The organism is Paenibacillus sp. GD4, from assembly GCF_030846225.1.
Taxonomy (GTDB): Bacteria; Bacillota; Bacilli; order Paenibacillales; family NBRC-103111; genus Paenibacillus_G; species Paenibacillus_G silviterrae.
This window is the reverse complement of record NZ_JAVCYK010000002.1, coordinates 1241173-1257810: the sequence shown is the minus strand read 5'-3', so window position 1 is coordinate 1257810 and position 16638 is coordinate 1241173. Positions and strand designations below refer to the sequence as shown.

The following is a 16638-nucleotide window of genomic DNA, read 5'->3' as shown; positions in this document are numbered from 1 at the left end:
ATCCTTCATACTTGCCGTTTCCACATGGTAAGTGTCAAAACAGCAAACCCCGGACGAATCTAACGTGATTAGTTATGTAGTTAGGCACTGCAGCCTTCACATACAAATATGTTTTGACCGGTACCTTTTTCCAAGCAGATTCCGACTAGTACTTGGTCATGTTTTACCTCGCTATCAAGTGACTCCATATCAATATATTTGTCTCGTGCATCTATACGAGCTTCTTCTTCATTGAAACCAAAACCGATTCCAGTAGCTTTCACGCCTGTTTTTAGATTTTCAATCAAGAATTTATAACGTTCCTTTGTCACATATATCACTCCCATTGTTGGCTAGAATAATGAGACCCTAGCAATTTGTTTTTTAGCTCTCTACTATTCTACCATATTCAGTCTATCAATATATAGTAGAAATTCTCTGAAATTCGAATTATTTTCCTCAACATATAGAAAGGACATCCGCAAGCAAAAAAAAGCAGTCGATCCCTGGGATTAGACCTGCTGCATCTCCATTTCATATAAACAAAAGGCACCTACTCGGAGCTATTCTCCTGGGGTGCCCAATAGTTTCATTCTATTCTCCATTAACACGCTTCTTTATAGACGGATTGATCCAAGGAGGGCCGGGATGTCCGCATTCGTAGGTAAACAATTTTCTTTTCCTTGCGTAATATCGGTTTATTTCATTGAGGTAGTTTTTGTAGAAAGGATACATACTCGGATCCAGTTCAATGGCATGCTTCTTTAGCGAATGTACAATACGATGCAGGTTCAGCTCTTTTTGGGTCTCCAATTCCAAATAAGGTCTATTCATCGGATCCAAGCCGTTAGGATGTAGGGTAGCATACGTTTTTATTTTTTGGAGCTGAATATTTATGACGGAGGATAGAAGGAAGAGCATCTTGGACAAGCCCAGTGAGATGTTCGGACGGAGGTCGTGATTATGTTTAAGCGCAAGCAGCAGCTTCCGATACTGCTCCAAAAAGTTGATTAAAGCGGATTCCATGCTTGAACCGGGTAATGCAACCTTTCGATCATGCTTAAAACGAGCGCTGCTGATCGCCATAACATTATTCCTCGGAGCCGGGTTGTAAATCAATTTGGATTGCGGTTTCCAGTTTACGCAGAAGGAATAGTTCTTTGAACATCAGCGTTTCCATCATGCGGATGAGCAGGACATTGAACCTTAGAATGTCACTATTGCTTGGGTTTGACGGGAAATTCAGATCCTTACCAACGAATGCCTGAAGCTGTTCTGCCTCAGCATTGATAAGGTGAGCAAGCGCTATTTCCTCAAGTGCGATCGACTCCAATAAATCAATCGCGGTTTCCTCTATAGTGGGCCTGTTTTCTCCACTGGGTATTTCAGGCATACTCACGACACATTCCCTCTCTCCATTAACCTAAAGTTATATTATTACGGTTACGGAAAAGTGTTAATTGTATCTAAAAAAATAATAGGTCTTTGTCCTACGTTCGGAGTTGTTTCACACTTTCCCTGAACGTTAGTGCTAAATGTGTAAGCTTTAATCTGAGGAGGTAACAAAAGTTGAGTATAAAATTTCGCCATATTGCTAGAGCACTCATAGTGGATAATAATCATATCTTAATTGCTCGCATGAAAGGCGCTCATTCATTTTTACCAGGTGGGGGTGTTGATCTTGGTGAAAGTGCGCATGATGCTCTTAAAAGAGAGTTAGCAGAGGAACTAGGAGTGACCTCGTGTGAAGTTACTCGCTTTCTTGGCGTTGTTGAGTTTGGAATTAAGGAAAAGGAATATCACGAAATAAATCATTTGTTTGAAGTCAGAACAAATGGTTTATCTGCCACGATTACACCTCAATCTTTAGAGCCGCATCTTGAATTTTATTGGATTGAACCCACGTTGGAAAAGCTTAAGGAACATAATGTTTTGCCGTATCTTGTGCAGGAGCTAATACCTCAAATATTACGTGAGGGCAAACCGATGTGGGCAAGTAATATGTACACCGGGTACGATAGTGGAATAAGCAGGGAGTAGACTGCCGCGGCAGCTTAAAAAGTTAAGCCGCAGGTCCTAGGAGGGCTACGGCTTTTTCTACTTATGGGCGAAATGCAGGATACAAGACAAACAGGATCCCAGCTAGGTTAGGGTAGTCAAGGCTATGAATCGGCGGACAGCTTCATTTTCTCCATTTCAGCCAACGTCATAGCATTGCACTGCCGGATAAAGCCAAGAATGAGCTGTGCTTCCTGCTCACTGTATTGAGAGAGAATCGCAAGCGTTGATTGCGTAATGGATTGGAATAAAGGGGAAACGTGAGCTGAGCCGTTAGGGGCTGGTTTGACAACGACCCGCCTCCGATCCTCTGGGTCTCTGTCCCGTACGACATAGCCTCCTTGTTCCAAGCGGTCGATGATATTTGTGACGGCGCCTGTCGTCAGCCCGGTCAACTGCGCGAGCTGGCCGGCCGTAACGGGCCCCGTACGGTTGAGGAAATCCAGACACTTGTGATCGGTAGCATTTAGGCCAAGCCGCTCGGAGATCAACTGGTGAAACATAACGGCTCGCGCGCTGTTCTGGCGCAACTCGTCGAGTAGGGCTTTATGTATCGTCGACAAATTAGGCGTATCAGAAGAAGACATATTGCTTGACAAAAGCAAAACCTCCATGTATGATCAAAATATCTTAATTAATTAAGATATAATATCGGTTAAGATAATAAATTCATTAAAGTTTTAGCAACAGTATACCATAAGGCACTTGGAGAGCAAAACACTCCGCTCGCGATTACGGAGAAGTTTTGGCCAGTTCAGAGAGGGAGAGGATCAGATGAGAAACAATCGGAATACGGAGGAAACTCAAGCAATAGCGGAGCTATTCTTTCGACTGAAGCAGGCATGGGACGACGGTGATGCCGCAGCGTACGGATCATGCTTTACAGAAGAAGCGGATTACGTTACTTTCCAGGGGGAGCATCTGCAGGGCCGCCAGGCGATTACAGATGTTCACCAAGCATTGTGGCAGGGTGTATTGAAAGGATCGAAGCTTGTAGGCGAAATCAAGAAAATTCGGATTCTAACCACGGACTTTGCGGTGTTCCATGGTGTTGGTGCAGTGAAGCTGCGCTGGCAGAAAACGGCTCCGCGGAAGCGCGATTCAATTAATACCAACGTGGTCGTGAAGCAGCAGGGGGAATGGAAGATTGCAGCCTTCCAGAATAGCCGTATCTCGGAGCCGGGACTGGTGCAGCGTCTCTTCACGAAGTTCAGTAAATAAAACAACGCGCCGCACAAATGTCAAGAATTTATTAAAGACGGAGTAAAACCATTTAATGAAAATTTCAATAAAGAAAAGGACAATTTATGATTACTCGTGCAAGGGAGCTATACGCCGATGTTATACTATCATATCAATCAAGAAAACCTCCAATCTAGATAAGTGGAATTGGAGGTTCTATTCGTATTAAGTTAATATCTCATAGCTTGTATAGCTCAACCATCTTCCGAATTTGACTCTGCATCTCCAAAATTAATGCAGGAGGTCCCATCACTTTCACCAAACTTCCATAGCTCATAATCTTTTGAATCGCCCGTTCCATTGATGAAAAATGCGTGATTAGCGACAAAGTTCCGTCCGCATTCACGATGACTTCATCGAAGCCGAACTCGTCTCGAACCCGGGTTTTGGCCTCCAATTGAAACTGGAGTACCGCCTGTACTTTCTTGAAATCCGCTTTGTTCATGAATTGCTGTTCGACATCCTGCAGCGTGTAGTCCCGTCGGACAAAATGCTCCGGCAATAGGTTCAATTCACCTATACGGGACAGTCGAAATACGCGAAAGTCCATTCGGGTCAGGCAGAATCCGTACACATACCAGACAAAGCCTTTGAGAAAAAGCCCCATCGGTTCCAGCTTGCGTTCGGATTCCGTTCCTTTGTTGTCCAAGTACGTGAATGTAATTAATTGAAAGTCTCTGATTGCCTGGTGCAACGGACCCATATGCTCTTTATCGTTTGGCGCCGGCTTGAAATCGAGGTCCACATAGATTGGATCCGCAGCTTTCGTTTGCTCAGGCATTAAAGCGCCAATTCGTTCTATTAATCGGTCAATCTCGGAATGATCCGTCGCGGAACGTACTCCGCGCAAGGCTGAACAGATTGATGAGAAATCTTCCAAAGATAATACCTGCTTTTCCAATCGGTAGCCCGGCATAATCTCATATCCTCCATCAGATCCGGCGAAAGATACAATTGGGATTCCGGCTAGATTAATGGCTTCCATGTCGCGATAGATCGTCCGCAGAGAAACTTCGAAGCGCTTAGCCAGGTCGGTAGCACTGACGCGCGGTTGATTTAATAGTGTCATGGTTATCGCGAGCAAACGATCCAGCTTCATAGGATGACCTCCAATCCGGGAACCCGGCCATAAGGCCATTTCGCCCATTCTCTATTCTACACTCGAAAGCCCAAGATTTCCATTTTTCTCCGTTTCATGATAAAGAGGACCACAAACCGAAATAAGGAGGCTTTCGGAGCTTGGCTTTAACGGAATCCTCTGAAGAAGGCTTGAATGTCAGGAACTAGAAGATCCGGCGCATCCATTGCGGCAAAATGCGTTCCGCGTTCAAATTCCGACCATCGCACGATATTCGTGTTGTCACGCTCGGCAAACCGCTTCATCGATTTGAAGTCATGTCCAAACACAGCCACTCCTGTCGGAGTCGTATTCGGTCCCTGCGGCTCCTGCCCATGGTTATGCGCATTCTCGTAATACAAGCGGGCGGACGATTCCGCCGTATTCGTCAACCAATACAAAGTGACGTTAGTCAGGAAGGCATCCCGGTCGATAAAATCCACATGGTCGCCAAAGCCGCAAAATAACTCGGCAATCCAAGCAAGCTGTCCAACCGGCGAGTCTGTAAGTCCGTAGGAGAGCGTCTGCGGCCGGGTTGACTGAATCGCATTGAAGCCGGCGCGTTCTTGGAAATTAGCCAGGAATTGAAGCCTTTTCTGATCTTCTTCCGACAAGTTTGCCATTTCCGAAGGGTCTCCGGAAGGGAAAGAAAACAGTTGAAGCACATGAATGCCGCGAAGCCCTTCCGGCTTCTGAATGCCAAGCTCTCTGGACACCAGCGCGCCGCAATCGCTGCCGTGTGCACCATATTCCATATATCCCAAGCGTTTCATTAAGGTATCCCATGCTCTCGCAATGCGAGCTATATCCCATCCTGCTTCGAGGGCTGGACCCGAGAACCCGAATCCGGGTACGGAAGGGATGACTAGGTGGAATGCATGGCTCGGATCGCCACCATGACTGCGCGGATCGCTGAGCGGACCGATCAGCTCCAAAAACTCGACAATCGAACTGGGCCATGCATGGGTGAGCAGCAGCGGCAACGCGTCGGGCTCAGGCGAAAGAACATGTATGAAATGAATGTTGGCACCATCGATAGCCGTGGTAAATTGTGGGTATTCATTCAGGCGGGCTTCGTATTTACGCCAATCATACTCTTTCTGCCAATAGGATGCCAAATCTTTCACATAGTCGAGCGAAACCCCATATTTCCAGCCAGCCCCGCCTAACGCTTCCGGCCAGCGAGTCCGGGACAAACGATACTGAAGGTCATCAAGATCGTCCTGCGGTACGGAGATACGGAACGGTTGGATTTCTGCAATTACTTCGGAAGTGATTTGTCTTGAATTTGTCATAGGAATATCCTCCTTGAAATGGGTATCGTTTATTGCTTACATAACCCATAATAAATCATGTACCCTGACAGCATTATGTCAGGGTACTCGCACAAGGGGGAAATAATTTATAACTTGCCAGATTGAAGCATTCCCATTCGGTTAGGATGATCGATGACTCCTGCAAAACCGCGTCTTGCGTGATTGACGAAGTTACGAGCGTGAGTTATCTACCTCCCAATCTCTCTCCTTACTTCCTCCATGATCACCCTCACTCCCTCCTCGATTTTTTCCGGCTTAACCTGTGAAATACTGATTCGCAGAAACTTTTCCCGCTCAAGCCAGTTCGTCAAATAAAACTGCTTTCCGGCTACAACCATCACATTCCTCTCTGCCAGACGCCTTAACAGCCGGTCCAGGTTAACGGTTTGCGGTAGCCTGAACTGTACATAGACGCCGGATTCGACCCCCGATAATGCTACCCATCCTTCGCCGTTTTGACGGTAGACCGCATCGTTTAGCGCTCGAATCCGTGCCGCATATTGGCTGCTGATTTTATGCCTATGCCGTTCATACATGCCGTTTTTGATATATACATCTAGCGCCGCTTGTGACAAAAGCGAAGTATCGGCATGCCCCCTATAGGCGCGGAATGTCTCAAACAGCCGTTCGGGCAGCACGACCGCACCTAAGCGCAAGCCCGGGAAAATAATCTTGGAGAAGCTCTTGACGTAAACGACATGCGATGTGCGGCTATACGCGTAAATCGGATCGAATTCCTTTTCTTCTCCTAAATCGCCCATATAGTCGTCCTCGACGATGTATACATCGTATTTGCCCGCCAGCCGGGCAATCGCTTTCCGCTCTTGAGCAGTGTACGTGGTTCCTAGCGGATTGTGATATCTGGACATGGTGTAGAAAAATTTGATCCCGCCATTCTTGAACGTTTGCTCCAACTCCTCCAAATGAATACCGGCTGCTTTGCGCGGAATCCCTACTACAGGTATGCCCTCCATCTCAAGATATCGCAAGTAATTATCGTAGCTCGGCTGCTCGACCAGAATGGTCTCTTTTCGGTTTGGAAACGGCATTCTAGCCAAAATTTCCAGAGCCCGCTGGGCCCCCGAAGTAATAATAATCTGCTCCATTCTTGCAAACACCTGATCATTTGCCAAATGGGATACCAGGGTCTGCCGAAGCTGCGAGAGCCCTTTCGGATCCCCGCCAGCAAACAGTTGTTGCTTATACGTATCAATCGCTTTGTTCAAGCAATGCTGGAAGTCCAAATAAGGAAATACGTTACTATCCGGCATGGCCGATGAAAAATCAATCTTGCCGTCATCCTGGGCATTGGATATCCCGTCCGGCATGTCAACGACGTAGTACCCGCTCTGGGGTATCGAATAAACAGCGTGACGTTGTTCCAACTCCGCGTAAGCCCGAACAATGGTACTAACGCTGCATCCGTACCGTTTCGCGGCATCGCGGACGGAAGGCAATTTTTGGCCCGGGCGGTAGTGCCCGTCGTTGATTTTAAGCTCCATGTCGGAAAGGATAGACAAGTATCTTTTCACGTTTTTTCCCCCTCGTTCCTGCCACTCTCATTATAATTGATTCTAGTAACTGTATCGATACAATTATGGGAATTTGTTGTTGTTGCTATTTCCATTTCGTTTTACCATTTCAATATCAGCTCCATGTTCGCGAACATGACACGATTTATTCAAGGAGGGTACTTGCATCGATGAATCCATCGGGATTGAAACTTGCTTATCTATATACGATTATGAACGCTATCATCATGGGATTTTCATTTTTATTCACTAAGATTGCTCTAGATTTCGCAGAGCCTATGGATACACTGACATTCCGGTTTGCGGCATCCTTCGCCGTGATGTCCATTCCCGTCATGCTGGGCCGGGTCCGTTTGAACTACCGCGGGAAAAAGCTTCGCAAGGTGCTGCTCCTGACCACTTTGTATCCGCTTGGATTTTTCACGCTCCAATCCTACGGCCTGAAGCACGCCACGTCCAGCGAAGGAGGCATTCTGTTTGCTTTCACACCGGTTTTAACGGTGCTGCTGGCGTTCTTGTTTTTGAAAGAAACAACCACCCTCCTGCAAAAGCTATCCATCGGTCTGTCGGTCAGCGGAGTTCTGTTCATTTTTATCATGAAGGGCAGCCGCATCGATTGGTCCAACATGACAGGGATTGTTCTCTTATTCTTATCCTGCTTGGTTGTGGCTGGGTACAACGTGCTCGCGAGGCGGCTTCTCCAATCGTTCAGTCCAGCGGAAATGACGTATGTCATGCTGGGTATTGCCTTTCTATCTTTCCTTGCCGTGTCACTTGCGGGGCATGCAGCCACAGAAACGCTCGATCAATTGTTCTCTCCGCTTGCTAGCGGTACGTTTATCGCGGCCATCCTCTATCTTGGCATTTTGTCCACACTGGTAACGGCGCTGAGTTCAAACTATGCCTTGACTAAAATTGAAGCCTCCAGAGTGAGTGTATTTTCCAATCTATCGACCATTGTGTCCATCGCTGCCGGAGCGTTTTTGCTTGGGGAGGAAGTCAGACTGTATCATATTGCCGGTTCTGCGCTTATTATCGCCGGAGTCATGGGAACCAATCTGTTTGGGAAGAAAAGGGAGCAGCATGTTCTCAATCGTGCTAAAGCCGGATAGGGGACTCGTTTCAAGGGTTCCGGTTGCTTGCCTTTGCGAATGGAAAAAAGGCAACAAGCAGCTAAGCCGCCTGTTGCCTCATAGTTATACTGAGTTGGATTAGAATGCTGCCGTCCAACCTGCGTCCGCAGTCACGATCGCACCGTTGACAAAGCTCGATTCGTCGGAGCCAAGGAACAGAGCCACTTGCGCGATCTCTTCCGGAGTGCCTGCGCGAGGAATGACTCCTTGAGTAATTTTCGTTCTCGACGCTCCGAATTCATTCAAATTGGTCATCGAAGAGCTGATGTTTGTAATGGTTGCTCCCGGAGCGATGGCATTGCAGCGAATACCCTTCTGAGCATACATAAACGCCGTGTTCTTCGTCAGGCCGACAACAGCATGCTTGGAAGCAACATAAGCAGCTCCTGCATGAGCGCCGCTGAAGCCGCCGGTGGAAGCAATGTTGACGATAACGCCCTTGCCCTTCTCAAGGAAAATCGGAAGAGCCTTGCGGATTGCGCGCATGACGCTTTTCGTATTCACATCAAAGATGAGATCCCAACGGGCATCGTCTACGTCGCCTACCGCAGCCATGTTGTCCATGATGCCGGCATTGTTGACCAGTATATCTAGAGTGCCGAATTCATTCGCAGCCGTGTCGATCATCGCATTGACGTCATCCAGTTCTCCGACGTTCGTCTTGAGCGCAATCGCCATGCCCCCGTTTTCCGTGATACCTGTTACAACGGATTGAACCCCTTCCAGGTTCAAATCCGTTGCAACAACCTTCGCGCCTTCCTTTGCATAAAGTTCAGCGATTGCCTTACCCATGCCCGATGCAGCTCCAGTAACAATGGCTACTTTGCCTTCTAAACGCATTTATATACCCCTCTCAAAATGAAGCAATGATACTAGTCACCTGTCCGGTTCGTAATTGCGGAGGAAGCTTGTCAAATGTTCCCTTATCCAATGTTGCCCAGGTGAGATACACCTTTATTCACTCATGAACGAACAGTTCAGGACCTTGAGTTAGGAAACCTACAACCATTCAAAGGTAAATCTACCCGGTGCACGAGATTTGCTGATACTAGTAACTGCCTAGGAAACCGCGCAAATCGCGGTTTTTTATTTTGTCTTTCATGAATTGTTTTAGACAAAGTATTAAAACTAAAACAGTACCTTGACAGACACAGTAATATGTTTTATCATGCAGGTATGGAGGTGATTGAAGTGAGCGAGAACAAAATCACATCCGACCTGTTACGCGGACATACGGATACGATGATTTTACGGCTCTTATCCGAAGCGGATCGTTACGGTTACGAGATTGTCAAGCTGATTGCCGATCGTTCGGGCGGCGAGTATGAACTAAAGGAAGCTACAATGTACTCCAGCTTCCGTCGGCTAGAAGCAGACGGCGATATCGAGTGGTATTGGGGCGATGAATCACAGGGCGGACGTCGCAAATATTTTAGAATTACCGCAAGGGGCAAGGATACATACGCCCGCAACAAGAGCAACTGGGAGTATGCAAAACGCGTGTTAGAAAACTTATTATAAGGAGATTGATGAGATGAATCAGAAAGTGACGGATTATTTGAACAGCGTGTTTATGCCATACGATGGGGTAAAAAGTGTCACCGAATTGAAGGCCGACCTGCTCTCCGATTTGCAGGAGCGATACCGTGAACTCAGAGCTGAGGGCAAGGACGATGAAACAGCGTTTAAGATGACGATTGAGAGTATCGGCGATATCGAGCAAACGATCCTGGAGGTCGCCAACCTCTCCCGTTCGCTGGAACGGCAAGTACTGACAAACTTTAGCGGAAGCAACCTGACGAAAAGCGACTTTGCAGGCGTTACGGCCCATAAAGGACAGTTTAAAGGCAGCGCGTTGCACGGTTCCGACTTTTCGGGCGCAGATTTGACCGGCAGTTCGTTTAAGGGCAGTGACGTACGCGAAGCCAATTTTGACGGCGCGAACCTGACAGACTGCAGTCTATCGGCTCTTGACCTGGCGAATGCAAGCTTCAATAAGACGATCCTTGTGCGCACCAACTTCAGCGCGGCAGGCCTTGAAGGAGCCAAATTCACAGGCGTAAGACTGACCGATGTAACGTTTTCGACGAGCGATCTTAGAAAAACGATTTTTGAAGGTTGCATATTTGATGGGGTTGACTTTAAATACTCCGATTTGACCGGGCAGTGTTTGGACGGACAGACGTTTATCGGCGTTAAGTTCGATAGAGCGGGATTAAACAACGTTTCGTTCAAGAGCGCTACATTTAAAAATGTTTCTTTCCAGCCCGGATTTACTCTCACGAATAAATACTATCGTATGATCAAAACCGTCTGCTTTGACGGCGCAACGATGGATAAACTGACTTTCGCTGTGCTCAAAGGCATGGGAGCCGATTTGTCAAAAGTGACTGTCAATGAAGGGAGGTAATCCTATGCAAGCTGCGCAAACCAAGTCCATTCAAGTAAAAGGGTTGAAGAAATCGTACAAACAGCTCCAAGTGCTGAAGGGCGTAGATTTCGATGTGGAAAAGGGCAGTATTTTCGCTCTCCTCGGCTCCAACGGGGCAGGCAAGACAACCATTGTCAAAATCCTCACCACGCTGCTCAAACCGGACGGCGGAACCGCAGTCATAAATGGATTCGATGTTTCGTCCAAACCCGATAACGTGCGGCAGGCGATCAGTCTGACCGGGCAATTCGCCGCTGTGGACGAAATTTTAACCGGACGGGAAAACCTGATTATGATTGCTAAGCTGCGATACCTCAAAGACCCGCGTCAGGTGGCGGATGACATGTTACAACGATTCGGCCTGACAGAAGCTGCTGACCGTAAGGTGTCCGCTTATTCGGGCGGTATGCGCCGCAGGCTCGACATCGCCTTGAGCCTTGTAGGAAATCCGCAGACCATTTTTCTCGACGAGCCAACCACCGGGCTTGACCCCGAGGCGCGAATCGAGGTTTGGAAGATTGTCAAAGAGCTTGCCGACGGCGGAACAACGGTACTTCTCACTACGCAGTACTTGGAAGAGGCAGAGCAGCTTGCCGACCGAATTGCCATACTGCATGAGGGTAGGATTATCGCTAACGGCACGCTCCAGGAGTTAAAAAAAATGTTCCCTTCTTTAAAAGTGGAGTATGTTGAAAAGCAACCGACATTAGAGGATATCTTCCTTGCTATCGTCGGTAAAAAAGGGGGAAACTAAATGGAGGCGTCAAAATATCATTTCTTCACCGATATTAGCGTTATGCTTGGACGTTCCATGCGTCATATATTCCGTAGTATGGATACCATCATCACGGTCACCCTCATCCCGATTGCAATGATGCTGCTGTTCGTCTATGTGTTTGGCGGTGCAATTCAGGTCGGAACGGATAACTATGTGAATTACCTGTTGCCAGGCATACTGCTAATGGCTATCGCCAGCGGAGTATCCTACACGGCTTACCGTCTGTTTACCGATGTGCAGCGGGGCATACTCGAGAGATTTCACACTATGCCGATTTCACGTTCCGCCTTACTTTGGGGGCATGTGCTGACCTCTCTGGTGTCCAATGCCATTTCGGTTGTCGTCATCGTTCTTGTAGCATTAATAATGGGTTTTCGTTCGTCCGCGGGAGTGCTGCCTTGGCTTGCTGTAGCTGGAATACTCGCTCTGTTTACACTGGCCTTAACATGGGTCGCAGCTATAGCCGGACTGTCCGCAAAAACGGTCGATGGTGCGAGCGCCTTTTCCTATCCCATTATCTTCTTGCCATTTATCAGTTCGGCATTTGTGCCAACTGAATCGATGCCGACCGGCGTTCGCGTCTTTGCCGAAAACCAGCCGGTGACCTCGATCGTAGAATCCATTCGTGCATTGCTGTCGGGTCAGCCGTTCAACAATGACATTTGGATCACGCTTGCGTGGTGCATCGGAATTATGCTCATATCTTATATGTTTGCAATGAGGGCGTATAAAAAGAGAGTATAAAAACAAATACTTCATTACTGGTTGCGTCATATTACGTTTTGTTGTGGGATAAAGTTGTTGTCAAATTTGAAGACAAGAACGTTATTCCATCCCCATTTTGACAAGAACTTTATCTCATTCCTGCGAGTATCGCAAAGGCAGATACTTACTGCTGTTATTAAGCTGCTTGGGAACGATAATTGAATGGCTACAGTAGTTGGATCCTACGGCGGCTTGTGTGGTGCCCTCGATCTTTCCAATAGGGAAGGTTGAGGGCATTAGTTATTTTTTTGGGAAATTTTTTTGAGCAAATGTTGTTCAATAAAGATAATAATAATAATAATAATAATAATAATAATAATAATATTATACATGATAAACAAAGTAAACATAATAAACATAATAAACATATAAAGATTATAAAAGAATATTGGTAGCCTTGCCTCTACATTGTAAACCGGAGTGCAAAGCCTGGCGAAATCTATTACTTTCGGCACTTATCCTTAGACATCAGACATTGAAAACAGAATGCCAATAAAGTGAAGGGTAATGCAAAATGCAGATAGAATTTTGAACACTATCGGGAAACGATAGCGCAGTAATAAGGGAGCAGAACGTTACAGGGCTGTCCCGATGCAGAAATCAAAGAGAAATTACTTTTAAAGGACAATGTCACTCTTAACGAAATCGAGATTTCAATAAGCATCGGGAGACGTTAGTTGAAACAGGACACCGCAGCAGCCAGCGACTCGCTTGGCTGCCTTTTCATTAGGTTAACGGGGAGGATAGTTCATTGATTGCTGGCCCCGCAGAGAAGCTGTTGCGCGATTAATAAACTGAAGATAGATATCGGTTGGATTCCGATGTTTTCGACGCACCGATGAATTTACGGTGACTCGAACGTCTTAAGGTATGAATCGGAAATTACACTCAATTCAAACTCTAGGAGGAACCAACGATGACGGTAAAACTAACCCCTTACATTAATTTGGAAGGACGTACGAAGGAAGCCATTCAGTTCTACGAGCAAACCATTGGTGCTGAGATTCTATTCATTACGACTTACGGAGACATGCCGAACATGCCCAATACATTTACCGACGAACTGAAGGGTCTTGTGGCGCATGCGAAGCTGAGAGTGGGCGAATCGGAGCTGATGTTCTCGGATGCGCCCTGGAGTTCGCCGATCGAAACCGGGAAACGGGTGACGATCTGCATTACGACGAACGAGGTTGAGAAGTCAAAGCGAATCTTCGAAGCTCTGATGCAAGACGGCCATGTCAATATGCCGTTTCGGGAGGAATCCTTCAGCCCTGGATTCGGCGATGTCACGGACAAGTTCGGCGTGACCTTCCAGGTCTACACGGAGATGTAAACCATACCTCACGAAGAAAGAGTTGCCCACCATCTGGTGGCGCTGCTCTTTTTTTATAACATTAGAATTTATAAGTTTTGAGCGGAGCTCAAGGATTCTAAAGTTTCAAGAAAAACTTCCTCTTGCTCACGAATGTACATCCCCGAGAGGGCTTCGATAGAAGCTTTTCTTATATACAAACGAATTCGTCAATAGGTATTATAGTATTGAAGAATTCTTTCCTTGAAGGGTGGACAACGCAATGAACGTAACCGCACCAGAACTTGAGTTATTTGACGAGTTGAAGCCGGGATTAACCTCTTTCTGCTATAGGATGCTAGGGTCTATCGATGATGCAGACGATGCCGTGCAGGAAACCTTCATTCGCGTCTGGCAAAGCTGGAACTCCTTCCGACAGGAGGCCTCATTTAAAACGTGGGTCTATCGGATCGCATCAAATATTTGCCTGGACAAGCTAAGACAAGCGAAACGCCGCATTCGCCCTGTAGACTTCTCCGGCCCTGCGGAATCCATTGTCGAACCTCGCGAGACGTTGCCTGATTCGTCTTGGATCTGGCCGGCCCCTGATTTTTCGAATAATCCGGAGGATATCTTCATCCGTAAAGATACGCTGCATATCTGTTTTATTACACTTTTACAGATCCTACCTCCCCGTCAACGTGCGGTGATCATTTTGAAGGATGTATTCGAGTGGCCCTCCAAGCAGATCGCAGAGACGTTAGGCATGTCGCCGGCAGCGGTCAACAGCGCTCTGCAGAGAGCCAGAGAAACGCTTACGCGGGAACAACTCCGTTCCGATGAATTGGGCAGGAGCGAAGAAGCGCCTGATCAGGAATTGCTGTCGCGTTATGTGGAAGCCTTCGAGCAATTCGATATCAACGCCCTGGTTGCCTTGTTTCATGAAGAGGGTCGGATGTCGATGCCGCCTTTCCCTATGTGGGTGCGCGGCAAGGACGATTTGTTCAAGTTCTTCACGCTTACGCGCCCGCATTGCGAAGGATCCCGGTTTGTGCCGGTTACGGCGAATGGCGGTTACCCCGCGTTAGCGCAGTATATGTGGAGCAGGGAAGAGGACAGCTTGGTCCCTTGGGGAATTCACATCTTAGAAGTGAAAGATAACAAAGTATTCCACGTCCAAAATTTTATCAATCGAAAATTATTTGCCCGATTCGGGCTTCCGGATCGATTAGACCGATGAATTTCATCGGTTGGCTTCGTCTATAGAAGTGAAAACAAAAATAAGAGAGGGTGTTTTTACAATGGAAACGAATCAACCGACGAAAGTAACCGTGCAAGCTGTTATTGAGGCGCCAGTAGAGAAGGTATGGAGGTACTGGTCCGAACCGGAGCACATCACGAAGTGGAATCAAGCAACGGACACGTGGCACGCGCCAAGGGCGGAGAATGATCTGCGGGTGGGAGGCAGGTTTCTTACTCGGATGGAAGCAAAGGACGGTAGTATGGGGTTTGACTTCTTTGGAACGTACGACGTTGTGAAACCGCATGAGCAAATTTCGTACACAATGGAAGACGGGAGAAAGGTGGAGATCTCCTTCATGAATCAAGGGAACGAAACGAAGGTGGTGGAGATATTCGACGCGGAGAGCACGCATTCCATTGACATGCAGCAGGCGGGATGGCAAGCGATTTTGGACAATTTCAAGAAATACACGGAGGAATCCCGATGATCGAGACGAATACGAAGACAGGGACAACGCCGGTACACGACATCTCTAGAGCACGTCTATGGACAGCGCGTATCATGAGCGGGATTGTTATTCTGTTTATGCTGTTCGATGGGATCGGGAAAATGGCGAAGCCCGCGGCAGTGGTAGACGGCTCAGTCATGCTAGGCTATGCGGAGCATCACCTTACAACGATGGGCGTTCTAGCCTTGCTCTGCACCATCCTGTATGCCATACCGCGAACGCGCTTCTTAGGGGCGCTGCTGCTCACAGGCTTCTTAGGAGGCGCCGTGGCCACACATCTCAGGGTGGATAACCCGTTATGGTCTCATCTGCTGTTCCCCGTCTATGTGGCTATACTGGCATGGGGAGCGCTGTGGCTGAGCGATCGAAGATTGCGCAGTCTTCTCTGGGGAGAACGCGAATAACATATATACTGCCGCCGAGATAAGAACGGCGGCTTTTTTGTTGCGTCGATACGGGATTAGCCCCATCAGGAGGCGCCACCTTTTTTAATCAACATGAGAGTAGATCCTTTAGGATTGCAGTCCCACTATGGATACGTTAGTTGAAACATGAAACCGCGGCAGCCGGCCACTTGCTTGGCTGTCTTTTCATTAGGCTAACTGGCAGGATAATTCAATTGACTTTTGGGGAGAATATCCACAGTTCCTTTTGTTACCATAAAGATAATTCGGTTTACTGACGGGCTTTTCTCCTTCAGGGAACTGTAAAAAAGAGGGATATAAATGTCCGAAGAGACAATAGATCGAGTAATTCTCATAGCCATTAACCTAATTACTTTACTCCTTCTCATTTTATCGACTCCTAAGGACAAACTTCGCGAGGCGTCGATTATTTTCTTTTTTAAACAAACCATGACATGGAGTTTTGGACTGATTGTTGTGGAGTTAGGGCTTATTCAATACCCCATCCGAGAGTTTGTTAAGGCTGGTGGGACAAGCTTTTCGTTTGAATATTTTATTTATCCTTCACTGTGCGTTATTTTTAATTTGCGCTATCCGGTGGGGGCGATATGGAAGAAAATCGGATGGGTACTCGGATTTCCGACAATCATGACGTTGTTGGAAGTTATCTTTGAGCATAAAACGGAATTAATAGACTATATTCATTGGACCTGGTATTGGACGTGGATTATGTTATGGTTGACCTTTCTAATATCAAGAACCTATTTTCTTTGGATATATAGAAATAGCGGAAAGGGATACAGTTGGTAAACATCAGTAGGTTAAGCAAACGGGCCGTTTA

General features: G+C 47.1%; 20 protein-coding genes. 12 read left to right on the top strand and 8 right to left on the bottom strand.

The window, feature by feature from the left end; all coding sequences use genetic code 11:
• Positions 1-80 precede the first annotated feature (80 nt).
• The 3 genes from RAC89_RS28415 to RAC89_RS28405 form a co-directional block, all read right to left on the bottom strand.
• Positions 81-311, bottom strand: coding sequence for a hypothetical protein (locus RAC89_RS28415; RefSeq protein ID WP_306617061.1), 231 nt, complete (start codon positions 309-311; stop codon positions 81-83).
• Between the two features lie 262 nt (positions 312-573).
• Complete coding sequence (locus RAC89_RS28410; protein ID WP_306617060.1) at positions 574-1005, bottom strand: hypothetical protein; 432 nt, start codon at positions 1003-1005, stop codon at positions 574-576.
• Between the two features lie 64 nt (positions 1006-1069).
• Positions 1070-1372: an alpha-helical endospore appendage domain-containing protein gene (locus tag RAC89_RS28405; RefSeq protein ID WP_306617834.1), complete on the bottom strand. Its 303-nt coding sequence runs from the start codon at positions 1370-1372 to the stop codon at positions 1070-1072.
• A gap of 176 nt (positions 1373-1548) precedes the next feature.
• Here RAC89_RS28405 and RAC89_RS28400 point away from each other — a divergent pair, with 176 nt between their 5' ends.
• Positions 1549-2019, top strand: coding sequence for an NUDIX domain-containing protein (locus RAC89_RS28400; protein ID WP_306617059.1), 471 nt, complete (start codon positions 1549-1551; stop codon positions 2017-2019).
• 122 nt (positions 2020-2141) lie between these two features.
• Here the strand turns inward: RAC89_RS28400 and RAC89_RS28395 are convergent, their stop codons facing one another.
• Positions 2142-2624: a MarR family transcriptional regulator gene (locus tag RAC89_RS28395; RefSeq protein WP_306617058.1), complete on the bottom strand. Its 483-nt coding sequence runs from the start codon at positions 2622-2624 to the stop codon at positions 2142-2144.
• Between the two features lie 187 nt (positions 2625-2811).
• Here RAC89_RS28395 and RAC89_RS28390 point away from each other — a divergent pair, with 187 nt between their 5' ends.
• The gene (locus RAC89_RS28390) at positions 2812-3258 is read left to right on the top strand and encodes an SgcJ/EcaC family oxidoreductase (RefSeq protein WP_306617057.1); all 447 of its coding nucleotides are present in this window, start codon (positions 2812-2814) and stop codon (positions 3256-3258) included.
• A gap of 199 nt (positions 3259-3457) precedes the next feature.
• Here the strand turns inward: RAC89_RS28390 and RAC89_RS28385 are convergent, their stop codons facing one another.
• The 3 genes from RAC89_RS28385 to RAC89_RS28375 form a co-directional block, all read right to left on the bottom strand.
• Complete coding sequence (locus RAC89_RS28385) at positions 3458-4378, bottom strand: helix-turn-helix transcriptional regulator (protein WP_306617056.1); 921 nt, start codon at positions 4376-4378, stop codon at positions 3458-3460.
• Between the two features lie 146 nt (positions 4379-4524).
• Positions 4525-5691 carry an epoxide hydrolase family protein gene (locus tag RAC89_RS28380; protein ID WP_306617055.1) on the bottom strand — a complete coding sequence of 389 codons (1167 nt, stop codon included), beginning with the start codon at positions 5689-5691 and terminating at the stop codon, positions 4525-4527.
• Between the two features lie 209 nt (positions 5692-5900).
• Positions 5901-7244 carry an aminotransferase-like domain-containing protein gene (locus RAC89_RS28375; protein ID WP_306617054.1) on the bottom strand — a complete coding sequence of 448 codons (1344 nt, stop codon included), beginning with the start codon at positions 7242-7244 and terminating at the stop codon, positions 5901-5903.
• Between the two features lie 170 nt (positions 7245-7414).
• Here RAC89_RS28375 and RAC89_RS28370 point away from each other — a divergent pair, with 170 nt between their 5' ends.
• Complete coding sequence (locus RAC89_RS28370; protein WP_306617053.1) at positions 7415-8356, top strand: DMT family transporter; 942 nt, start codon at positions 7415-7417, stop codon at positions 8354-8356.
• Positions 8357-8455: 99 nt separating this feature from the next.
• Here the strand turns inward: RAC89_RS28370 and RAC89_RS28365 are convergent, their stop codons facing one another.
• Positions 8456-9217 (bottom strand): SDR family oxidoreductase, encoded by a 762-nt coding sequence (locus RAC89_RS28365; protein WP_306617052.1) that lies wholly within the window; start codon positions 9215-9217, stop codon positions 8456-8458.
• A gap of 351 nt (positions 9218-9568) precedes the next feature.
• Here RAC89_RS28365 and RAC89_RS28360 point away from each other — a divergent pair, with 351 nt between their 5' ends.
• The 9 genes from RAC89_RS28360 to RAC89_RS28320 all read left to right on the top strand — a co-directional run bounded on the left by RAC89_RS28360 (position 9569) and on the right by RAC89_RS28320 (position 16607).
• Complete coding sequence (locus RAC89_RS28360; RefSeq protein ID WP_306617051.1) at positions 9569-9898, top strand: PadR family transcriptional regulator; 330 nt, start codon at positions 9569-9571, stop codon at positions 9896-9898.
• A 13-nt stretch (positions 9899-9911) separates the two neighbouring features.
• Positions 9912-10787 (top strand): pentapeptide repeat-containing protein, encoded by an 876-nt coding sequence (locus RAC89_RS28355; protein ID WP_306617050.1) that lies wholly within the window; start codon positions 9912-9914, stop codon positions 10785-10787.
• A 4-nt stretch (positions 10788-10791) separates the two neighbouring features.
• A complete protein-coding gene (locus tag RAC89_RS28350) occupies positions 10792-11562 on the top strand; it encodes an ABC transporter ATP-binding protein (protein WP_306617049.1) in 771 nt (256 codons plus the stop codon).
• Positions 11563-12330 carry an ABC transporter permease gene (locus RAC89_RS28345; RefSeq protein ID WP_306617048.1) on the top strand — a complete coding sequence of 256 codons (768 nt, stop codon included), beginning with the start codon at positions 11563-11565 and terminating at the stop codon, positions 12328-12330. It abuts the gene before it with no gap.
• A gap of 937 nt (positions 12331-13267) precedes the next feature.
• A complete protein-coding gene (locus RAC89_RS28340; RefSeq protein WP_306617047.1) occupies positions 13268-13684 on the top strand; it encodes a VOC family protein in 417 nt (138 codons plus the stop codon).
• A 241-nt stretch (positions 13685-13925) separates the two neighbouring features.
• The gene (locus tag RAC89_RS28335) at positions 13926-14882 is read left to right on the top strand and encodes a sigma-70 family RNA polymerase sigma factor (RefSeq protein ID WP_306617046.1); all 957 of its coding nucleotides are present in this window, start codon (positions 13926-13928) and stop codon (positions 14880-14882) included.
• Positions 14883-14943: 61 nt separating this feature from the next.
• On the top strand, positions 14944-15372 hold the full coding sequence (locus tag RAC89_RS28330) for an SRPBCC family protein (RefSeq protein WP_306617045.1): 429 nt from the start codon (positions 14944-14946) through the stop codon (positions 15370-15372).
• Positions 15369-15797: a DoxX family protein gene (locus RAC89_RS28325; protein WP_306617044.1), complete on the top strand. Its 429-nt coding sequence runs from the start codon at positions 15369-15371 to the stop codon at positions 15795-15797. The genes RAC89_RS28330 and RAC89_RS28325 overlap by 4 nt, the downstream gene beginning before the upstream one ends.
• Positions 15798-16118: 321 nt before the next feature.
• Positions 16119-16607 carry a CBO0543 family protein gene (locus RAC89_RS28320; protein ID WP_306617043.1) on the top strand — a complete coding sequence of 163 codons (489 nt, stop codon included), beginning with the start codon at positions 16119-16121 and terminating at the stop codon, positions 16605-16607.
• Positions 16608-16638: the final 31 nt, after the last annotated feature.